The sequence below is a fragment of the Gilliamella sp. B14448G11 genome (genome assembly GCF_016101765.1).
In the GTDB taxonomy this organism is placed as follows: Bacteria; Pseudomonadota; Gammaproteobacteria; order Enterobacterales; family Orbaceae; genus Gilliamella; species Gilliamella apicola_N.
In genome coordinates, this window is record NZ_JACFPX010000005.1 from 46,115 (window position 1) to 66,076 (window position 19,962).

At 34.8% G+C, this 19,962-nt stretch carries 20 protein-coding genes and 1 pseudogene; 13 read left to right on the forward strand and 8 right to left on the reverse strand.

Going from position 1 to position 19,962, the window contains the following annotated elements; all coding sequences use genetic code 11:
* Positions 1-346 precede the first annotated feature (346 nt).
* Positions 347-640, forward strand: a complete 294-nt coding sequence (locus H3S88_RS05325; RefSeq protein ID WP_198227855.1) for a putative quinol monooxygenase — start codon at positions 347-349, stop codon at positions 638-640.
* A gap of 122 nt (positions 641-762) precedes the next feature.
* On the opposite strand, the gene argS is transcribed toward H3S88_RS05325, so the two are convergent.
* Positions 763-2,496 (reverse strand): arginine--tRNA ligase, encoded by a 1,734-nt coding sequence (argS, locus tag H3S88_RS05330; protein WP_198227853.1) that lies wholly within the window; start codon positions 2,494-2,496, stop codon positions 763-765.
* Positions 2,497-3,715: 1,219 nt separating this feature from the next.
* Between argS and H3S88_RS05335 the strand changes: the two genes are divergently transcribed.
* Genes H3S88_RS05335 through H3S88_RS05345 form a run of 3 tightly spaced genes read left to right on the forward strand, consistent with a single transcriptional unit; the run spans position 3,716 to position 5,909 of the window.
* Positions 3,716-4,501: a lysine/arginine/ornithine ABC transporter substrate-binding protein gene (locus H3S88_RS05335; RefSeq protein ID WP_198227851.1), complete on the forward strand. Its 786-nt coding sequence runs from the start codon at positions 3,716-3,718 to the stop codon at positions 4,499-4,501.
* 3 nt (positions 4,502-4,504) lie between these two features.
* Positions 4,505-5,188 carry an ABC transporter permease gene (locus tag H3S88_RS05340; protein WP_086327408.1) on the forward strand — a complete coding sequence of 228 codons (684 nt, stop codon included), beginning with the start codon at positions 4,505-4,507 and terminating at the stop codon, positions 5,186-5,188.
* A gap of 16 nt (positions 5,189-5,204) precedes the next feature.
* Positions 5,205-5,909, forward strand: a complete 705-nt coding sequence (locus H3S88_RS05345; protein ID WP_086327407.1) for an ABC transporter permease — start codon at positions 5,205-5,207, stop codon at positions 5,907-5,909.
* A 121-nt stretch (positions 5,910-6,030) separates the two neighbouring features.
* Here H3S88_RS05345 and H3S88_RS05350 read toward each other — a convergent pair whose 3' ends face one another.
* Both H3S88_RS05350 and lexA read right to left on the reverse strand, forming a co-directional pair.
* Positions 6,031-6,402 carry a hypothetical protein gene (locus H3S88_RS05350; RefSeq protein ID WP_086327406.1) on the reverse strand — a complete coding sequence of 124 codons (372 nt, stop codon included), beginning with the start codon at positions 6,400-6,402 and terminating at the stop codon, positions 6,031-6,033.
* Positions 6,403-6,453: 51 nt separating this feature from the next.
* Positions 6,454-7,080, reverse strand: coding sequence for a transcriptional repressor LexA (gene lexA, locus H3S88_RS05355; RefSeq protein ID WP_065737288.1), 627 nt, complete (start codon positions 7,078-7,080; stop codon positions 6,454-6,456).
* 406 nt (positions 7,081-7,486) lie between these two features.
* On the opposite strand from lexA, the gene coaE reads away from it, so the two are divergent.
* The 4 genes from coaE to tsaD are packed head-to-tail and all read left to right on the forward strand — an operon-like array spanning position 7,487 to position 10,107.
* Complete coding sequence (coaE, locus tag H3S88_RS05360; protein ID WP_198231916.1) at positions 7,487-8,095, forward strand: dephospho-CoA kinase; 609 nt, start codon at positions 7,487-7,489, stop codon at positions 8,093-8,095.
* Between the two features lie 2 nt (positions 8,096-8,097).
* Positions 8,098-8,835 carry a cell division protein ZapD gene (zapD, locus tag H3S88_RS05365; RefSeq protein WP_198231918.1) on the forward strand — a complete coding sequence of 246 codons (738 nt, stop codon included), beginning with the start codon at positions 8,098-8,100 and terminating at the stop codon, positions 8,833-8,835.
* Between the two features lie 28 nt (positions 8,836-8,863).
* On the forward strand, positions 8,864-9,082 hold the full coding sequence (yacG, locus tag H3S88_RS05370) for a DNA gyrase inhibitor YacG (protein ID WP_198231920.1): 219 nt from the start codon (positions 8,864-8,866) through the stop codon (positions 9,080-9,082).
* Positions 9,082-10,107, forward strand: coding sequence for a tRNA (adenosine(37)-N6)-threonylcarbamoyltransferase complex transferase subunit TsaD (tsaD, locus tag H3S88_RS05375; RefSeq protein WP_198231922.1), 1,026 nt, complete (start codon positions 9,082-9,084; stop codon positions 10,105-10,107). Before yacG ends, tsaD begins: the two co-directional genes overlap by 1 nt.
* Positions 10,108-10,213: 106 nt before the next feature.
* Here the strand turns inward: tsaD and H3S88_RS05380 are convergent, their stop codons facing one another.
* Positions 10,214-10,573 carry a DUF4282 domain-containing protein gene (locus tag H3S88_RS05380; protein ID WP_086326889.1) on the reverse strand — a complete coding sequence of 120 codons (360 nt, stop codon included), beginning with the start codon at positions 10,571-10,573 and terminating at the stop codon, positions 10,214-10,216.
* A gap of 127 nt (positions 10,574-10,700) precedes the next feature.
* On the opposite strand from H3S88_RS05380, the gene ycaO reads away from it, so the two are divergent.
* A complete protein-coding gene (gene ycaO / locus H3S88_RS05385) occupies positions 10,701-12,467 on the forward strand; it encodes a 30S ribosomal protein S12 methylthiotransferase accessory factor YcaO (protein WP_198231924.1) in 1,767 nt (588 codons plus the stop codon).
* A 76-nt stretch (positions 12,468-12,543) separates the two neighbouring features.
* Here the strand turns inward: ycaO and H3S88_RS05390 are convergent, their stop codons facing one another.
* Entirely contained in the window at positions 12,544-13,374 is an 831-nt protein-coding gene (locus tag H3S88_RS05390) for a shikimate 5-dehydrogenase (RefSeq protein ID WP_065737281.1), read from the reverse strand.
* Positions 13,375-13,446: 72 nt separating this feature from the next.
* Here H3S88_RS05390 and H3S88_RS05395 point away from each other — a divergent pair, with 72 nt between their 5' ends.
* On the forward strand, positions 13,447-13,776 hold the full coding sequence (locus H3S88_RS05395) for a nitrous oxide-stimulated promoter family protein (RefSeq protein ID WP_086308452.1): 330 nt from the start codon (positions 13,447-13,449) through the stop codon (positions 13,774-13,776).
* 82 nt (positions 13,777-13,858) lie between these two features.
* Here the strand turns inward: H3S88_RS05395 and H3S88_RS05400 are convergent, their stop codons facing one another.
* Positions 13,859-16,006 carry a TonB-dependent siderophore receptor gene (locus H3S88_RS05400; RefSeq protein WP_198231926.1) on the reverse strand — a complete coding sequence of 716 codons (2,148 nt, stop codon included), beginning with the start codon at positions 16,004-16,006 and terminating at the stop codon, positions 13,859-13,861.
* A 207-nt stretch (positions 16,007-16,213) separates the two neighbouring features.
* Here H3S88_RS05400 and alr point away from each other — a divergent pair, with 207 nt between their 5' ends.
* Together alr and mltG are read left to right on the forward strand one after the other, a co-directional pair.
* Positions 16,214-17,302, forward strand: coding sequence for an alanine racemase (gene alr / locus H3S88_RS05405; RefSeq protein WP_198231928.1), 1,089 nt, complete (start codon positions 16,214-16,216; stop codon positions 17,300-17,302).
* A gap of 6 nt (positions 17,303-17,308) precedes the next feature.
* Complete coding sequence (mltG, locus tag H3S88_RS05410) at positions 17,309-18,319, forward strand: endolytic transglycosylase MltG (protein WP_172398402.1); 1,011 nt, start codon at positions 17,309-17,311, stop codon at positions 18,317-18,319.
* A 119-nt stretch (positions 18,320-18,438) separates the two neighbouring features.
* Here the strand turns inward: mltG and H3S88_RS13490 are convergent, their stop codons facing one another.
* Together H3S88_RS13490 and ampD are read right to left on the reverse strand one after the other, a co-directional pair.
* Positions 18,439-18,774 carry a YqcC family protein gene (locus tag H3S88_RS13490; protein ID WP_367301859.1) on the reverse strand — a complete coding sequence of 112 codons (336 nt, stop codon included), beginning with the start codon at positions 18,772-18,774 and terminating at the stop codon, positions 18,439-18,441.
* A pseudogene (ampD, locus tag H3S88_RS13495) lies at positions 18,748-19,302 on the reverse strand (1,6-anhydro-N-acetylmuramyl-L-alanine amidase AmpD); the annotation flags it as partial. The gene H3S88_RS13490 and the pseudogene ampD, both read right to left, overlap by 27 nt.
* Positions 19,303-19,505: 203 nt before the next feature.
* Between ampD and ppdD the strand changes: the two are divergent.
* The gene (gene ppdD / locus H3S88_RS05420; protein ID WP_198231932.1) at positions 19,506-19,937 is read left to right on the forward strand and encodes a prepilin peptidase-dependent pilin; all 432 of its coding nucleotides are present in this window, start codon (positions 19,506-19,508) and stop codon (positions 19,935-19,937) included.
* Positions 19,938-19,962 lie beyond the last annotated feature (25 nt).

Genomic DNA, 19,962 nt, shown 5'->3' on the forward strand with positions numbered 1-19,962 from the left:
AGTATTATTTTTTAGATTTTTTCAAGTCTAAATACAGGGTTTTTATAGGATGGTTTTGGGTCTATGGCAATTTTTAACATATAACTCTATATTTTATATAAAGATTTACTAGTCCAAAAATCGAGATATTTTTATGCTGAGTCAATATTTCAACTTTCAGATAAATATAGAAAAATTTATTGAATGTCTGCCATCATTTACTCGTGTGTATCCAATTTCTATGAGTAATCAATGATGAGTAGAAATAATTAAAAATAGACATCATGTTCGTAATCTCTTTTTATTAATCGGTAATTTTAGCTATACTCTTAACTTGATTATTTAGATTAAACATCAAGAGGTTTATATGAGCCATTTAAGTATTATCGCGACAATTACAGTTAAAACAGAATACTATGAAGCTTTTCAACCTATTTTAAAAAAACTTGTTGAAGAGAGCCAAAAAGAAGCAGGTTGCCTCCATTATGAACTTAATCAGAGTATTAGTAATCCTAATGTTTATGTTGTAATTGAAACATGGGCTTCTCAAGCTGCTATAGACAGTCATAACGCAACGCCACATTTTGTTGAGTTTGCTACGTTTGCCAAAGATCATGTAGATGGGTTAGATATTTGTGTAGCAAAACCTGTTAATTTCTAAAATTTTTTCAGGTTAACAATATATTTAAATATAAAAAAGCCACCGATACAATTTTTATCGGTGGCTTTTAAATGGATTTTTTGCAAGATAATTTTATTAATTATTGCTAGCTATCTTTTTAATTACATTTTATCGACGGTTTTAATACCTAACATATCAAGACCAACTTTAAGTGTTTTAGCCGTTAATGAAGCCAATTTTAAGCGGCTTTGTTTCAAGTTTTCATTTTCAGCCGTCAAGATAGGGCAGTTTTCATAGAAACTTGAAAACAGCGTTGCAATTTCATAAAGATAAGCACAAAGCACATGTGGCGTACCTTCGTTTGCTACTGTAGTTATCGTTTCATCAAATTGGATTAAACGAGTCGCTAAGGCGCGCTCTTTATCGCTGTCCAAACTTATATCGCCTGTTAAGCTATCTTCAGAAATATCAGACTTTCTAAACACGGACAGCACTCGAGTATAAGCATACTGTAAATAAGGCGCAGTATTCCCTTCAAACGACAACATATTATCCCAATCAAATACATAATCGGTAGTACGGTTTTTGGAAAGATCCGCATATTTAACGGCACCGATAGCAACGGCATCAACGATTTGGGCAAGTTCAGCTTCTGATAGATCAGGATTTTTGCTACGAATGAGCGAGCTTGCGCGTTCACAAGCTTCATCAAGCAAGTCATTTAATTTTACGGTATCACCCGAACGTGTTTTAAATGGTTTGCCATCTTTACCAAGCATCATACCAAACATATGATGTTCTAATTTCAATGATTCTGGAACATATTTAGCCTTATGTACAATCGCCCATACTTGCTCTAAATGTTGATGTTGACGAGAATCAGTATAATAAAGAATACGATCAGCGTGTAACGTTTCATAACGGTATTTGGCACAAGCGATATCGGTTGTTGCATACAGATAGCCACCATCACGTTTTTGGATAATAACGCCCATTGGTTCGCCTTCTTTATTTTTATACTCATCTAAAAATACAACAATGGCACCTTCACTCTCAACCGCTAATTTTTTCTGTTTAAGATCGGCAACAATACCCGGTAGCATACTGTTATAAATGCTTTCGCCCATGGTATCTTCAACTGTTAATGTCACATTTAATCGTTTATAAGTTGCGATGTTTTGTGTCATGGTAATATCAACAAGCTTACGCCACATATCACGACAGTACTCATCACCGCCTTGTAATTTAACCACATAATTACGAGCTTTTTCAGCAAAGACTTCATCTTCATCATAATGTTTTTTTGCTGCACGATAGAAAGATTCTAAATCCGACAGTTCCATATCATTAGCATGTTCGTTTTGCATTTTTTCAAGATAAGCAATCAACATACCAAACTGTGTACCCCAGTCGCCGACATGGTTAGCTCGAATGACATTGTGACCTAAGAAAGATAATACCCGCACACTGGCGTCACCAATGATGGTTGAACGCAAATGGCCAACGTGCATCTCTTTAGCGACGTTTGGCGCTGAATAGTCAACCACAATCGTTTGTGGCTTAGCAGGTAAAGTAATATTGAGTTTATCACTGTTTAATGCGATTTCATTCTGCTCGGCAATCCAACTATTTTTTAGAAAAATATTAATAAAACCCGGACCAGCAATTTCAACTTTATCGGCAATATCATCAATATCTAAATGCTGTAAAACCTTTTCTGCCAATGCTCTTGGTGGCATACCTAGTTTTTTTGCGGTTGCCATAATACCATTAGCTTGATAATCACCAAATTGCACCTTAGCCGATTGCTTAATTAAAGCATCACAGTTGTTATCGGCGCCAGCCAGAATCATTGCTTGCGAAACGCGTTGCGTTAATAATTGTTGAATATTCACACTAAACCTAATCGATTATAATAAAATGTCCAATATGATACCGACAAAGTGATAAATTGTCACTGTGGGATTAGTTTTAGAGGGCTTTTTTTTCGAATAGTGGAACTGATTTAAATGACTTGATGGCTATTTTTATAACAAAACTTATGTATGATTTCAAAAATTTATTCAAACTACCAATCCATTAATTACCTCATCTAGTTTTTTACTGATCAATTAAATTATCACTTCAAACAAAAGAAAACGAAACAGTATAGACTCCTGAATAATTTTTACAAAGTTATCACAGTCGTTTTTAATGTGATTGGGTTTTTAATACTTTTATTATATTAGATTGATCATTTTTTTTGGTTTAAACCTAAAGAAGATCGGTTTTGGAAGTGAATTAATCATGTTTTTTAGAACGTTTATGTAAACCGTTTTTATTAATCAAATTTATTATTCACACATTGGCGGTTCATCGAGGTAAAGATACTATAGAAAATTTATTAGTATTCGATGATTAGTGCATGTAGGTTAAAAGAATCTGTAATCCATTATCTCATTACATTTAATAACGATGTTAGTAAGTAGTCTTTTAAACAATTATTTCAAACTAAGGAAACGAAACGGTATAGACTCCTGAATAATTTTTACAAAATTATAACTATCGTTTTTAATGTGATTCGATTTTTAATATTTTTATTAAATTAGACTTTTCATTTGTTTTTGGTTCAAACCTAAAGAAGATCGGTTTAGTGAAGTAAGTTAATCATGTTTTTTTAAAACATTTATGTAAACCGTTTTTATGCAATTAAGTTTATTATTCACATATTGGCAGTTTATTGAGGTAAAGATATTCCAGAAAAATTTATTGGTATTCGATGATTAGTGCATGTAAGTTAAAAGAATCTGTAGCCAATTATCTGATTACATTTAATAACAATGATAAGTCGTCTTTTAAACAATTATTTCAAGCTAAGAAGATGAAACGGTATAGACTCCTGAATAATTTTTACAAAGTTATCACTGTCGTTTTTAATGTGATTGGGTTTTTAATATTTTTATTGTATTAGACTTTTTATTTGTTTTTGGTTTAGAACTACAAAAGATAAGCTTATTGAATACTTTTTTATAAGAAAATCCTTATATTTTGCAGTAGGTTAATAATATTTTTTTATTATTAAAAATTTCGATAACCCGTTATATTACTTATTTAATAAATTATATGAGTACTAGGATGAAAAAATTTATAAAAGTATTATCTAGCATTGTCTTTTTAAGCATATCCCTAAACAGTCAGGCGGCATTACCTGAATCAATTAAAATAGGTTCTGATACTTCTTATGCTCCATTTGATTACATTGATGAAAATGGTGAAATTACGGGGTTTAACATTGAAATAACCAAAGCACTTTGTGAAAAAGCAAATGTAAAGTGTGTTTTTCAAACCACTGACTTTGATGCGTTAATTCCATCCCTTTTATCAAGAAAGATTGATATGATTTCATCATCATTGATGATGACTGAAAAACGTAAAAAGCAGATAGCTTTTTCAGATGAAATTTTTGCCACTAAATCACGTCTGATAACAAAAGAGGGCGCCAATATCCTGCCGACAGTTGAGTCATTAAAAGGGAAACGAGTCGGCATTGAACAAGGTACTTCACAAGAACATTTTGCTAATGAAGTGTGGCGTCCAAAGGGTGTGACCATTGTTCCTTATCAAAATCAGTTACAAGTTTTTTCTGATTTAGTAGCGGGGCGTTTAGATGCGGCGCTGCAAGATGAAGTAACAGGAAGCTATGCATTTTTAAAACAACCTCAAGGAAAAGGTTTTATTTTTGCAGGTGAGGCACTTACAGATAAAAAATATTTTGATGTTGGGGTAGGTTTAGGATTCCGTAAAAAAGATAATGAACTTAAGGAAGCTTTTAACAAAGCACTTGTCGAGATTTTAGCCGATGGCACCTATAAAAAAATCAACGATAAATACTTTGATTTTGATGTTTATAATAAGAAATAAGTAATGCAGGGCTATAGTTTACTCATCTTTCAAGGTGCATTAATTACCATAGGACTGGCAATTGCTTCTTTAGTGGTTGCCGTTTTACTGGGTGTGGTTTGTGCACTTGGTAAATTGTCACATTTAAAAACATTGCGATTAATATGTCAGATTTATACTTCGGTCATTCGAGGCGTGCCTGATTTGGTGTTAATGATGTTAATCTTTTTTGGTTTGCAATTTGCAGTCAATAATATCACTGATTTTTTTAATGCCGATATCATCGAAGTTAATCCCTTTGTTGCGGGTATTTTAACGCTTGGATTTATTTATGGGGCGTACTTTACGGAAACCTTTCGTGGCGCTTATCAAGCTGTATCAAAAAATACCCTAAATGCAGCGGTAGCACTTGGATTAAGTCAGATGCAGGTATTTCGTTATGTGATGTTTCCTTTAATGATGCGTTTTGCGCTTCCTGGTATGGCTAATAATTGGCTCATTATATTGAAAGCAACGGCGTTGGTTTCACTATTAGGACTATTTGATTTAGTTAAAGCGACGAAGACGGTAGGGGAAGCAACTTATCAACCGTTATTTTTTGCATTAATCGCAGCAGTTTTTTATCTGCTTTTTACCACTATGTCGATTCTTGTATTAAATTGGCTAGATAAACGTTATTCAGTCGGACTAACAAAAGCAAAATCATAAAAAAGAGCATTATAGAATGATAGAAATTCTTCAAGATTATTGGCAAGCTTTGTTATGGACTGATGGCTATAATATTACTGGCCTAGCTATGACGCTTTGGATCTTAATTTTATCTGTTTTGTTTGGCGGTATTTTGTCTATTTTTTTAGCCATTGGGCGTAATTGCTCAAATAAATTTATCAAACTGCCAATTTGGTTATTCACCTATGTTTTTAGAGGCACACCGCTGTATGTACAATTACTTGTGATTTATACAGGAATTTATACGTTAAGCATTGTTAAAGACCACCAGTGGCTAGACGATTTTTTTCAAAGCGGTTTGAATTGTACTATTTTGGCTTTCACGCTTAATACTTGTGCTTATACAACTGAAGTTTTTGCGGGGGCCATACGCAATGTGCCAAGCGGTGAAATTGAAGCTGCAACGGCATTAGGCTTTAATCGTTGGCAATTATATCAATATATTATCTTTCCAAGAGCTTTTCATATTGCTTTACCTGCTTACAGTAATGAAGTGATTTTTATGTTACATTCGACGGCACTGGCATTTACGGTAACGGTTCAAGATGTAATGAAAATTGCTCGAGATATTTATGCTGAAACCTATCAACCTTTTCATGCGTTTGGCATCGCGGCAGTTATCTATCTTTGTGTGAGTTTTGTATTAATCTTTGGTTTTAAAAAGTTAGAGAAGTATTGTTTAGCATATCAACATTATTAGTATTATCACTCTAAACATAAATATACAAAACAGCGCGTTGAATCAGTGGATTAAGATTTTATTGTAATAAAAAAATCAGGTTATCATAGTTGTGATAGCCTGATTTTTAAGATTTAATTATTTAATTAGTTGGATAGATATCATTTACGTCATCATGATTACCATGGTCACTTGAGCCAGGTAATGCTCGAGTTCGATCGATCGGTACATAACTGCCACTTGGCGTTTCTATCTGACATTCGCCCAAATAGATGGAATATTTTGTTTGGGCATGCATACTCACTCCGCGAAAATAACAATGAGTGGCATTGTAGAGATCATTTCGACAAAGTACGGCTATTACCAGCCAAACGCCAACAATTGACAATAATATCCACTTTAAATATTTCCAAGTAAACGACCAAAATCTTTGATTACGAATACGACAGTAAGCAACGATAAGTAAAATAACTGCAACAAATCCTAAAAATTCAAATAACCAAAATAGCCACATATTGTTATCTCCTAATTAACAATTATTCGCCATTTTATACCAACTTTGTTCTTACATCCATGATCCATTACGAATTATACCAACAGCAATTCCCTCAATTGCAAAACTTTGCTGTTCAAGATCAACTTCGATAGGTGAGAACTCTTCGTTTTCGGCAATTAATTGTACATGTTTACCTTTACGTGAAAGTCTTTTAACTGTTACTTCATCATCAATGCGAGCAACCACGACTTGCCCATTTTTTACGTCTTGCGTTTTGTGTACGGCAAGCAGATCACCATCAATAATCCCGATGTCTTTCATTGACATACCATGAACTCTAAGTAAAAAATCGGCATGAGGTTTAAATAGGGATGGATCGACTTGGTAGTGACTTTCAATATGTTCTTGTGCCAAAATTGGCGAACCTGCTGCAACTTGTCCAATTAAAGGAATTCCCTGAAAATCATTTTGCTCTTCTTGTCTTTCCAGTAATAAACGAATTCCTCGAGATGATCCGGCAATCATTTCAATTGCCCCTTTTTTGGCAAGTGCTTTTAGGTGTTCTTCTGCTGCATTTGCTGAGCGAAATCCTAATTTTTGGGCAATTTCAGCTCGAGTAGGTGGCATGCCAGTTGTTTGAATATTATCTTTGATTAAATCATAAATCTGTCTTTGGCGTTCCGTTAATGGTCTCATTATTAATTCCTGTTTTTTTATACAGATGCATGTGATTATATACAGCTATAGATATAAAACCAACAATTTTATTAAATTTATTTTCGGTATGATGATAAATCAAAGTAATAGTGGGCTTATTTCTGCAAAATAAACACCATTTTTTCGACTATTTGCAGGATGATTCGCTTAAAACACCTATTTATTTTAATCAATTGGGCAATAAAAAATAACACGATTTTACTATTTTCAAAAAAATCAATTCGTTGATCAATTCTGAGGCTATTTTGAACAAATATTGCTTATGATATCTAAACAAAATTCGCTGTTTTCTTTACTTTTTAGATAATTTGGCGTATGTAATGAAAATCACTTGTATGTTATACTATTAGAAGTATTTTATTTGATTGGATTTGGAATCTATTTCATGCCTTATATTGTAGCTCTGAGTGGTGGAATCGCTAGTGGTAAAAGTACCATCGCTAACCTTTTTGCTCAGTTAGGTGTGCCTATTATTGATGCTGATGTCATTGCTCGGCAAGTTGTTGAAATAGGAACTGATGCCTATAAGGTGATTGTTAAACATTTTAGCCAAGAAATTTTATTACCCAATAATGAGATAGATCGTAGTCAATTAAGAGACATTATCTTCAATAATGATCATGAAAGACTTTGGCTAAATAATTTGTTACATCCAATCATTCAAGAACAAACACAAATCCAAATTGCCCAGCAAACTGTTGCTTATGTAATTTGGGTTGTCCCCCTATTAGTTGAGAATAATTTACATAATTTGGCTGATAGAGTCTTAATGGTTGATACGCCAGAACAATTACAATTAGAGCGACTTATCCAAAGAGATAATATCGATGAATCGCTAGCAAAAAAAATGATATCGTCACAAATTTCTTCTCAAAAACGATTAACGTATGCTGATGATATCATTGTTAATAATGGTGATTTGACTTCATTAACCGCACAAGTAAATAAATTGCATCAACAATATCTGAATAACTTTAATATTAAGAATGGTTAAGTATGGATAAAATTATTTTTGAACATCCACTAAATGAAAAGATGCGAACATGGTTACGTATTGAATTTTTATTAAAGCAATTAAATTTGCACAGTCATTTTGATCAAAATAATGCGCTTTTATTTTTTCATGCTCTATCTGAACTATTAGAAATCATTGAACGCAATGATGTAAAAAGTGAATTAATCAAGGAAATTGAGACCCAAAAAAATAGACTTTTATCATGGGTAAATATCGACGGTGTCGATCAAGAGTTATTGAATAATTTGATTAATCAATTTGATGCCTACTTGGTTAAATTTAACTCGGTTATGCGATTAGGGCAGGCCTTAAAAGATGACCGTTTTATTACTGCGATTCGTCAACGTTTAATGATCCCAGGAGGATGCTGTAGTTTTGATCTGCCATCCTTTTATTTATGGTTAGAGCAGTTACAAGAAAAACGTGATAGGCAAGTGCAAAATTGGTTACAACATTTGGCAATTCTTGATGAGGCCTTGTCATGTTGTATGCAAATGATTCGGCAAATGGGTAATTTTAAACCATTTGTTTGTAGCAATAATTTTTTTCAAGAAACTAATGGCGAGTTTAATTTAATTCGAATTCGTGTTTCATTGGATAAAAATGTTTATCCGCAAGTTTCTGGGCATATGTCTCGTTATAGTATTCGATTTATACCACTTGAAGCGAGTGAAAACGCCCATACCGAAGCAATCGAATTTGAATTAGCTTGTTGTTAACATTATTAAATATTTTAAAAGAGTTTAAATGAATAAAGAAACTATCCAATTTGTCAAATGTCCAACTTGTCAAAAGGATGTTGAGTGGTCAGACAAAAGTATATATCGACCGTTTTGCAGTAAACGTTGTCAACTTATCGATCTCGGTGAGTGGGCTAATGAAGAACACCGCATTGCAGATAAAGAGATATCTGAACAAGATCGTTGGAGTGAAGATGACCTTTCCGATTATGTAGGTAAACATTAATGAAAGTACTTGGAATTGAAACTTCATGTGATGAAACAGGTATTGCTATTTACGATGATGAGCAAGGCTTGATCGCAAACCAACTTTATTCACAAATTAAATTACATGCTGATTATGGTGGCGTTGTCCCTGAACTGGCTTCACGTGATCATATTCGCAAAACAGTCCCTTTAATTCAAGCTGCATTAAAAGAGGCTAACTTAACCTCTGCGGATATTGATGGTGTTGCTTATACTGCAGGGCCCGGTTTAGTGGGAGCTTTAATGGTTGGAGCGTCAATAGGTCGTTCTCTTGCCTATGCTTGGAATGTCCCGGCTGTTGCAGTGCATCATATGGAAGGGCATTTACTTGCGCCAATGTTGGAAGATAATCCTCCGCAGTATCCGTTTGTGGCTTTGCTTGTCTCTGGTGGGCATACACAGCTTATTAGTGTGACCGGTATTGGTCAATATCGCTTAATGGGCGAATCTATTGATGATGCGGCTGGTGAAGCATTTGATAAAACAGCTAAATTACTTGGTTTAGACTACCCAGGTGGTGCTAAACTTTCGAAATTAGCTGAGCAAGGTGATTCTTCTCGATTCCATTTTCCAAGGCCCATGACGGATCGTCCCGGACTGGATTTTAGTTTTTCGGGATTAAAAACGGCTGCGGCCAATACTATCCATCAGTATAATCAAGGTGTTGATCTTGATGAACAAACGAAAGCCGATATTGCACGGGCGTTTGAAGATGCGTTAGTTGATACATTATTAATAAAATCTCGCCGAGCACTTGATCAAACGGGTTTTAACCGCTTGGTGATTGCTGGTGGGGTAAGTGCCAACAAAACATTACGTAATAAATTAGCTGAGCTGATGGCACAACGTAAAGGTCAGGTTTACTACCCTCGCATAGAATTTTGTACAGATAATGGCGCTATGATTGCCTATGCAGGTATGATTCATCTAAAACAACAACAGTATAGCGATTTAGCAATTAATGTCCGACCAAGATGGCCGTTAAGCGAGCTAAATGTGTCATAATATCATTGATTAATGGTTGGTCTGTTATTGGTTTTAAATTTTTTTAGGGAATGATTTTATTAAAGTGGGAATTTTTCCCACTTTTTATGTGACTAGAAAACTAAAATTAATTTTGGCTAATTGTAGTTTGATCATCTGAACGATTGTTAAGATCATCATCTTTATTTAATGCTAACTTTTCGATGTTTCGGTTAATATTAAATAAAACACATATTAATTCAAAACCAATTCTGGCTGAAATAATTCCAACTACAAGAGTAATAATACCGCTAATAAGCGTAAACATTCCACCAAAAAAGCTGTATTGAAAACTTGCAAAACTAGCAAAAATCACACCCAATCCGCCCAATGCGATAAAAACTAATGTTATCCAATAAATAACAGTAATGAATACTGGAGTGATCATTTTTTTGAAAAAGAAAAAGTCAGCTAGTGAAAAATTCTCAGAATTTATTATTTTTTTCATTTTATTTCCTTAATTAAAAATTATTGATGATTAATACTTTTAATTTAGATCAATAGCGTATACATTTAAGAATAAATCTACCAATAAAGCAATATTTTTATCATATAAAAAACTTTTGAGAAACTACATGAAAACTTTTATCCCCGGCAAAGACGCTGCTCTTGAAGATTCTATTAACTATTTTCATCAACAATTAGCTAACTATAATTTAGAAGTGAAAGAAGCCTCTTGGCTTAACCCTGTGCCAAATGTTTGGTCTGTTCATATTCAAAACACCGAATGCCCACTTTGTTTTGCCAATGGTAAAGGAGCAAGTAAAAAAGCTGCGTTAGCGTCAGCGCTAGGCGAGTATTTTGAACGATTATCGACTAACTATTTCTTTTCCGATTTTTATTTGGGTGAAATTGCAGCCAATGCAGATTTTGTACACTATCCAACCGAAAAATGGTTCCCAATCCCTGAAGATGGGCTTTTACCTGAAGGATTATTATCTGAAAAATTGCTTGAGTTTTACAATCCCAATGACGAATTGACGGCTATGGATTTAATTGATTTGCAATCAAGTCATCCGCAACGAGGCATATGTGCTTTACCTTTTGTTCAACAGTCAGATCAAAAAACAGTTTATGTGCCTGTCAATTTGATTGCTAATTTATACGCTTCTAATGGTATGTCTGCTGGTAACACCCGTAATGAAGCTCGAGTACAGGGGCTATCCGAAATTTTTGAACGTTTTGCCAAAAATAAAATTATTGCTGAGGCGATTAGTTTACCGCTTATACCAACTGATGTGATTAATCGCTATCCTGAGGTGTTAGCAGCAATTGAGGCGCTAGAAAAAGAAGGATTTCCGCTTTACTGCTTTGATGCGTCTCTTGGTGGGGAATTTCCAGTAATTTGTGTCGTGTTATTTAATCCTCAAAATGGTACGAGTTATGCGTCGTTTGGAGCACATCCTAATTTTGGCGTTGCCCTTGAAAGAACCGTTACTGAGCTGTTGCAAGGTCGCAGTTTGAAAGATCTTGATGTGTTTTCGCCACCAAGCTTTGATAACGATGACGTCGCTGATTTGAGTAATTTAGAAACACATTTTATCGATTCAAGTGGTTTAATTTCTTGGGATCTGTTTAATCAACAATCTGATTATGAATTTGTGGATTGGGATTTTTCTGGAACCACCGAACAGGAATTTGCAAACTTAATGGCGATTTTTAACCGCTATGAAACCGAAGTATTAATTATGGATTATGAGCATTTAGGCGTCTATGCTTGTCGAATTTTAGCGGTTGGAATGTCAGAAATCTATCCACCAGAAGATTTGTTGTTTGCCAATAATAATATGGCGATTCATCTGCGAGATCTGATTTTATCGTTGCCTTATAAAAAACTGACGGCTAAACAGTATCTGAATATTATTGAACAATTGGATGAAGAAGGCTTAGATGATTTTGCCCGAGTTCGTGAATTGCTCGGTATTGCAACTGGATCGGATAATGCTTGGCTAACGTTACGTATTGGTGAACTTAAAGCGATGCTGGCATTGGCAGCAAAAGATTTAGAGCAAGCCCAAGCTTGGATTGATTGGACAGTAGAAATGAACGAGTCAATTTTTACCCCTCAACGCAATCATGCTTATCGTTGCTTACAAACATTGGTTAATTTTATTCTTGAGCGAGATAAAAAACAGTTCAACCATTATCAAGATGCATTTTATAAAATGTATGGTAAAGAGTGTGTTGATGAAATGTGGCAATATGCTAATGGCGAAAAAACGTTTTTCGGGTTAGCTGATTTAATCTCGGCGGATAAATCATCTAATAACAATTTGCAACAATTTGCAATGCATCAAAAGTTATTGTCCGTGTACCAGAAATTACACCAAGCTATGTTATAAGCGCTCAGTTATTAAAGAGTAAATCATCTACTTTTGATACTATTCCACCCATAAAGCGGGTGGAATAGTTTATGATTTAGCCTTGTCTAGCAAAATCCCCAGCTTGCTTCACTAACTCTTTGCTTGGCGTAACGCCTGTGTATAACACAAATTGTTCCAGTGCTTGTATCACAGCGACATCTGCACCGGAAATAATGGTTTTATTAAGTGATTTGGCGAATTTAATCATAGGTGTTTCTACGGGCAGAGCAACCACATCAAATACAATATCGGCATTTTCAATCATTGTTTGTGGAAAGGCCAAATCATTGGCTTCAGCACCGCCTAGCATTCCAATTGGTGTTACATTAATAATGAGTTTTGCCTGTTCAGGCGCGATGTCTTGCTCATTTTTAACCCAGGCATAACCATAACGCTTGGCTAAAGCTTCACCTTTAGTTTGGTTGCGTGCGGCAATTATTCCATTTTTAAAACCTGCATCATAAAAGGCACCAATCACCGCATTGGCCATTCCACCACTTCCTTTTAATACAAAAGGGGTATTATTATCAATGTGATTTTCTTCAATCAGTTTAGCAACAGCAATATAATCCGTATTATAAGCCTTTAAATAGTGATCAGTATTAACAATCGTGTTGACTGATTGGATCGATTTTACAGAATCATCCAATTCATCAATAAACTCAATACAAGCTTCTTTATAAGGCATTGAAATAGCGCAACCACGAATGGCTAACGCTTTAATACCATAAATCGCATCTTTTAAGTTATTAGTGGTAAAAGCTTTATAGAGATAATTTAAATCAAGTTGTTCATATAAATAGTTATGAAAACGAGTACCGAAATTGCCAGGTCTTGCTGAAAGGGACATGCAGACGGTTGTATCTTTATTAATAATTCTTGCCATTGTAACAAATCCTTGTGATCATAGTTAAATTCATATTTATTTTAACACTTTATTCATCTGACATGTAAGATTATGGTTGCAAATAATACTGGACCCAAAATACAAGAAGAAAAGAAAACCGTTAGTGCAATGATTTATCTATATTGCAACAAACACCATCACTCTAAATCTAATCAGTTATGTGAAGAATGTAACGACTTATTGCTATATGCCATGCAACGCTTAACCATGTGCCGTTTTGGTGAGCAAAAAACGACCTGCGAGCGCTGCCCAAAGCATTGTTATCGTAAGGATTATAAACAGAAAATCAAACAAGTTATGCGTTTTTCAGGGCCAAGAATGATTATTCATCATCCGATTATGGCTTTTAAACATTTGTATAAAAATTTGACTAGAAAATAGCGTGACTAATCTGTTTTATTCACTCACAACGATTCGATATTGATCATAATCGCTAATGAGTGAGCAAGGTTAATCTTTCTATCTAAAATTTCATACTTGCGCTAATTATGGCATGGAATTTAGCCGCAGGAATCGATTCATAAGCAGTCCTATAGTTCTTATTTAATATATTATTGAGATCTATTCCAATATGGTACTGACGATCCGTACCGAACGAGGTTGTTGCCGATAAATTCAGCGTTGACCATCCATTGTAATGATATACCGATGAATCACTACGTTGTGTGGCTTTGGTCGCAAATCGCATAAACAGATCGGAATCTATATCAAATTTATCAAAGTAAGCAGTATGTTTTATCCCTGCATTTCCTGTAAAGCGTGGGTTGCCAGTATCATGAGTTGTATAGGTTTCTGTTTCAATTTTACGATGTAAATAATTGCCTTTTAGATAAGGGGTAACGGGTAGTTCTAAATATTCAATACTTAATTCAAGGCCATGAGTTTTGGCTTTATTGGCATTACCGTAATAAGTGTAATTTCGCCCAGATGTGCCATCACAAATCGCCGAACCATTACAATTCATTTGCGTAATGTAATCTTTTGCATCTGAAAAATAAATCGCCCCATCAATTAGCCATTGGTTATTATTATAACGTAACCCAATTTCGTAGTTATTTGATTTTTCAGCTTTTAAATTAGCATTACCATAGATTGTTTGCGAAGCTGCTGAAGTGACTGCATAAAGATGTGAAAGTGTTGGATAAACATATCCTTGGGCAAAAGAGGCCCTTAATTGCGTATGTTCAATTCCAGAATAGGTTAAACCTGACGATACAACGAAGTTATTGTCATGATCTTTCTTTTTGCCATCAATTTTATGATTGGAAGACGTTGCACCTATAACTGGAACTTTATTGATTGTCGTGTGACCTTTTTTTAGTTTTGATTGTACCCAATATTGGCGAGCGCCAATATTCCAAGAAATATCATCGGTAATTGCCCAATCATTTTGTCCAAATAGTGAGATACTTGATTGTTGCCATTTATTTGTCAGATATTTGTGTTGTGTATAACTTGCTTTTGGTGAAGGCATTTTTGATACGACGACATTATGTGAATCTTGATCGACATTATCTTGTTGATATTGCATACCGGTAATAAGATTCATATCCTTGCGTAGCTCAAAATCTGATTGCAATGTCATACCATACGTTTTTTGTTCATCATCAGTGGCGGTATTAGTTGTTACATTCATAATAGGTGCAGGTGATACTACAACATGATTTCTAAATTGACGATTTAGTTTTTGTGCATAAGCATCATAATGAAGTTTTTTTAAGAAATTACCATTAGCTTCATAATCATAAAACAATCCAACTTTTTCTCGTTGTAATTTGGGTAGTTTTACCCAGAATTCTTTAACTTGTGGTGAATTATCATCTTTGTCAGTATAGGTTTTAGTATCAAGTTTATAACGATCTAGTGAGATACCCAATTTATGTTTATCCAGATTAAGCCCAAACCATGAACTTAAACTGTTATTACCAAAATCGGTATTGTGTAGTTTGCCTTGATAAGCTTTGCGATCATTATTTTCAGCATAAGTTCCACTAATACGGTAATCAAAAATACCGTCAATTGAACCATTTACAGTGCCCATCTCAGTAAAACCATCTGTCGATTGATTATAAATAAATTTCATATCACCATTGATGGGAGAACCATTTTTGCTACCTTTACGTGTAATAAAATTAACCACACCACCAATAGCTTGTGAACCGTATAATACAGAGTGAGGTCCTTTAATCACCTCAATGCGTTCAACCGATTCCATATCAATTAACACACCGGCACTCGATCCGTGTCCGGAACGATGATAAGTTACTTCTTGCCCATCAATTAACATTAAAATGCGTGAAGGCGCTTCACCACGGATCATGATCTGTTTGCGTCCAGCAAGAGCATTATCGGTAATTTCAACTCCAGGGATGTCACGTAATGCTTCAACAACAGAATCACCATTTTGCTTATCAATATCATCTCGATTGACTGCATTGACTGATACTGAGCTGTCCCAAACAGTTTTTTCATTACGATCTGCTGTCACAATAATGGTATCTTGTGGATTGTTTTTTCGCTCTTCTGCAAAAGTATCCATACAAAAGCAGATATTCAATATTGCTATATAACAGCTTGGTTTAATGAAATTTTTGGTACTAATTGTTCTCATTATCTATTTTATCCTGTACAGCTTTAAACTATTTATGTAAATTTAATGCAAATGATAATCATTATTATTATATGTGTAAATAATTAAATTAATTAGAATTGTGAAAATTTTAATGGTAAAAATAGGTTTTTTTATGAAAAGAAAAATTTGTCATTATTGATAACAATATTTACAATGATGACTTAAGAAAAATTTAGGTTGATAAAAATGTCTATCGCAGTAATAGAAGTTAATCGTCAAGCAATTGTTCATAATGTCGAGTATATTCGAAAAATTGCACCAAATAGTCAATTGGTGGCAACCATTAAAGCAAACGCGTATTCGCATGGAATTGTAGGTGTGGCTGAACTGTTACAAAACATGGTGGATTGTTTTGGTGTAGCACGGATTTGTGAAGCAATGCTGTTGCGTCAAAAAGGGATCAATACTCCTATCATTTGTTTAGAAGGTTTTTTTCCACATGATGAGATTGTTGATTTAGTCGATTTTAATATCCAATCAGCTGTTCACAGTAAATGGCAAATTGATGCTTTACAATCATCTCCTCTAGAAAACGAAATTACTGCATGGTTTAAACTTGATACAGGGATGCATCGTTTAGGATTTAATCTTGAGGAAGCAAAGGCAGAATTTTATCGCTTAGCCAGTTGTTCGGTGGTGCGTAAACCAATTAATATTATAAGTCATTTCAGTTCTGCAGATGAATTAACCTCAGAACAAACCGCAAAACAGATCAAATTGTTCGATCAATTCATTGCCTCAATCGAAGATAAATCATTAATTGGTAAATGTTCAATAGCAGCATCAAGTGGTACGCTTGCTTGGACGCAATCACAACGTGAAATAGTGCGTCCTGGTATTAGTTTATATGGCATTTCACCCTTTAATGATCCCATTGCTGAATTGAGACCAGCCATGACATTCAAATCGGAACTTATCGCGGTACGCAGCCATAAAAAAGGTGAATCCGTCGGTTATGGTCAGATCTGGTGTAGCCCGCACGATACAAAACTTGGTGTCGTAGCCATGGGATATGGAGATGGTTACCCAAGAAATATTCCCGAAAATACGCCCGTTTTAGTGAATGGTCGTAGAGTGCCGATTGTTGGTCATGTATCAATGGACATGATTGTAGTCGATTTAGGTATCGATAGTCAGGAAAAACCAGGTGATGAAGTGATCTTTTGGGGACAAGATTTACCCGTTGAAGAGATCGCTAAATACACGGGCATTAGCCCTTATGAATTAGTTACACGCTTAACTGCACGAGCAAAAATCCATTATGTAGATAGATAAGTTATGATTAAGAAAATATTTTTATATACGTTATTTACCTTTGTTGCAATTGTCGTTGGTTCTTTCAGTATCTGTTACTATTCTTTACAGCAATTTTCCAAGCAGCAAATTAATGTGACACCTGATAATCAAATGTTTGTTTTGAAAAAAGGCACATCAATGCATCAATTAATTACTCAACTCAAAGAGACGAAATTGATGGATAGAGCTTTCCTGCTGCCTTATTTATCTAAGTTAGATCCCTCCTTAAGCTCCATCAAAGCTGGAACGTATCAACTACACCCTCATATGACCGTCGAAGAATTTTTGCGCTTATTAGTATCAGGTAAAGAGAGTAATTTCTCTATTCAATTTGTTGAGGGTAAACGTGCTAAAGATTGGCTAAAAGTGATTCAAAACACGCCTTATATACAGCAAACCTTGGCTGGCAAAACAGACGAAGAGATCGCAAAATTATTAGGGATTGAAGGTTCAATTGAAGGTTGGTTAACCCCTGATACCTATCTTTATACGGCAGATACGTTAGATATTAATATATTAAAACGTGCGCATATGACTATGAAAAGCAATTTACAAAAAATATGGGGTAACCGCGATAATGATTTACCTTATCAATCACCTTATGAAATGTTGATTATTGCTTCAATCATTGAGAAAGAAACGGCTCTTAGTTCTGAGCGCGCCAATGTTGCTTCAGTGTTTGTTAATCGCTTAAAAGCCAAAATGAAGTTGCAAACCGATCCTACTATTATTTATGGTTTAGGCGATAATTATACTGGAGTGATTAGGCGTATAGACTTAACAGATACCCAAAATCCATATAATACCTATGTTATTGATGGATTACCGCCAACCCCCATTGCTATGCCAAGCTTAGCCTCATTAGAAGCTGCGGCGCACCCAGCTAAAACAAATTATCTATTCTTCGTAGCCAATGGCACAGGTGGACATACGTTTTCTGATAATTATGGAAATCATCTACAGGCAGTCAATGAGTATCGTAAATTGTCAAAATAGGATGATTAATTTTAAAGTCACCTAAATGAGATTAATGGTATTCTCAACTGTTTTGATTGGCTCCATATTGATGTTAACTTGAAAATTACCGCAAATTGAATGCGGTAATTTTTTTATCTTTATTTTTGTGATGAGGATAATTCATCAAGCTGTTTAATCAGATTTAATAAATTATGAATGTTTGCTTCTTCATCTTTTAGTGCTTCTTCAAAGTACGGATGTAAAGCAAATTGAGGTAAATTGGCATTAGCTTCAATAAGTGCTCGCATGCGTGGAATAAAAATCCATTGTAACCATTCATGGGCTTGCATAGTATCAAGCGCAAAGGGTTGCTCACTTAAAAAGGCATCAGGGTTCGGTGGCGATGTTTGCCACAATGCAATTTTTTGTAGCTCTGCGATAATTAACTCTAGTTGTTTTTCAAATAGCTCAACTTGTGATTTTTGAGTAAGCAATCCTCGATAAAATTGCCAATCAAAACATGGACCAGGATCCGTTTTACGGTCGGGAGCAATATCACTATGACCGATAATATTTTTTATAGCATAAGTTTGTTGTAGTAATAAGGTTACCGCTGCAAGTTGTTGATACTGTATATCTGTAAAATTATCAGTATCACATCCCTCCATTTCAATACCAATTGAAAAGTCATTACAGTTTTCTTGCCCCTCAAAGATTGACTTACCTGCATGCCAAGCTCGTTTATCGAACGGTACAAATTGAATGATTTCTCCATCTCGACGAATGAACAGATGAGTTGATACTTTTAATTGATAAATTGTTGCAAAGTAGGGATGTTCATTCGGATCAAGTTTACCGGTAAATAACTGTTCTACATAAGGCCCACCGTATTGATTAGGTGGTAAGCTGATATTATGGATCACCAGTAAAGATATAGATTTATCGGTTGGGCGTTCATCATAAAAAGGCGAAATGATCTGTTTGACCCCTTGTAACCAACCATTAACAATTTTTAGTGACATAGTAAACTCCAACTCATTTTAAAAGATCTTTCATTCATCAGCTTGTCTTTGCGACATATTTCACAAACAAAGCTTACTAAATTCGGATCGTTGCAAACATGGTGCATTCTTTTTTCCAGAATATCGATTCTTTTATTATTTCATTTTTTTGTTTTGGTATAAAGGCAGAACTTAAATCATTTGCTTTGTTTCCCGAGGAATTTATGTCCAATCAATCAGGATTTACTTTATTCGAACTAATGATTGCAATTGTTGTAATCGCTATTTTAACTGCCATTGGTTTGCCTGCTTATCAAGGATATGTAAAAAAAGCGGCTTTAACCGATATGTTGCAAACGATGACGGCTTATAAGACAGCCGTTGAAATTTGTGCAATTGAACAAGGAAATTTAACTCATTGTAAAAGTGGTAGCAATGGCGTGCCACTGACTAAAAGTACGAATTATGTTACATCCGTTACCGTTACAAATGGCGCGATTACATTAGTGGGTGCCAGTGCTTTGACCGGGTTAACGACAACTTTAACACCCACTGAAAATAGTGCTCATGGCGGACTAGATTGGACACGAACTTGCTTAACTTCACCACTAGATGACAGTTTGACAGTTGCTTGTGAAGATATTTTCAAATTCTAGTCTCGTAAAAATTCAGAATAAGGAA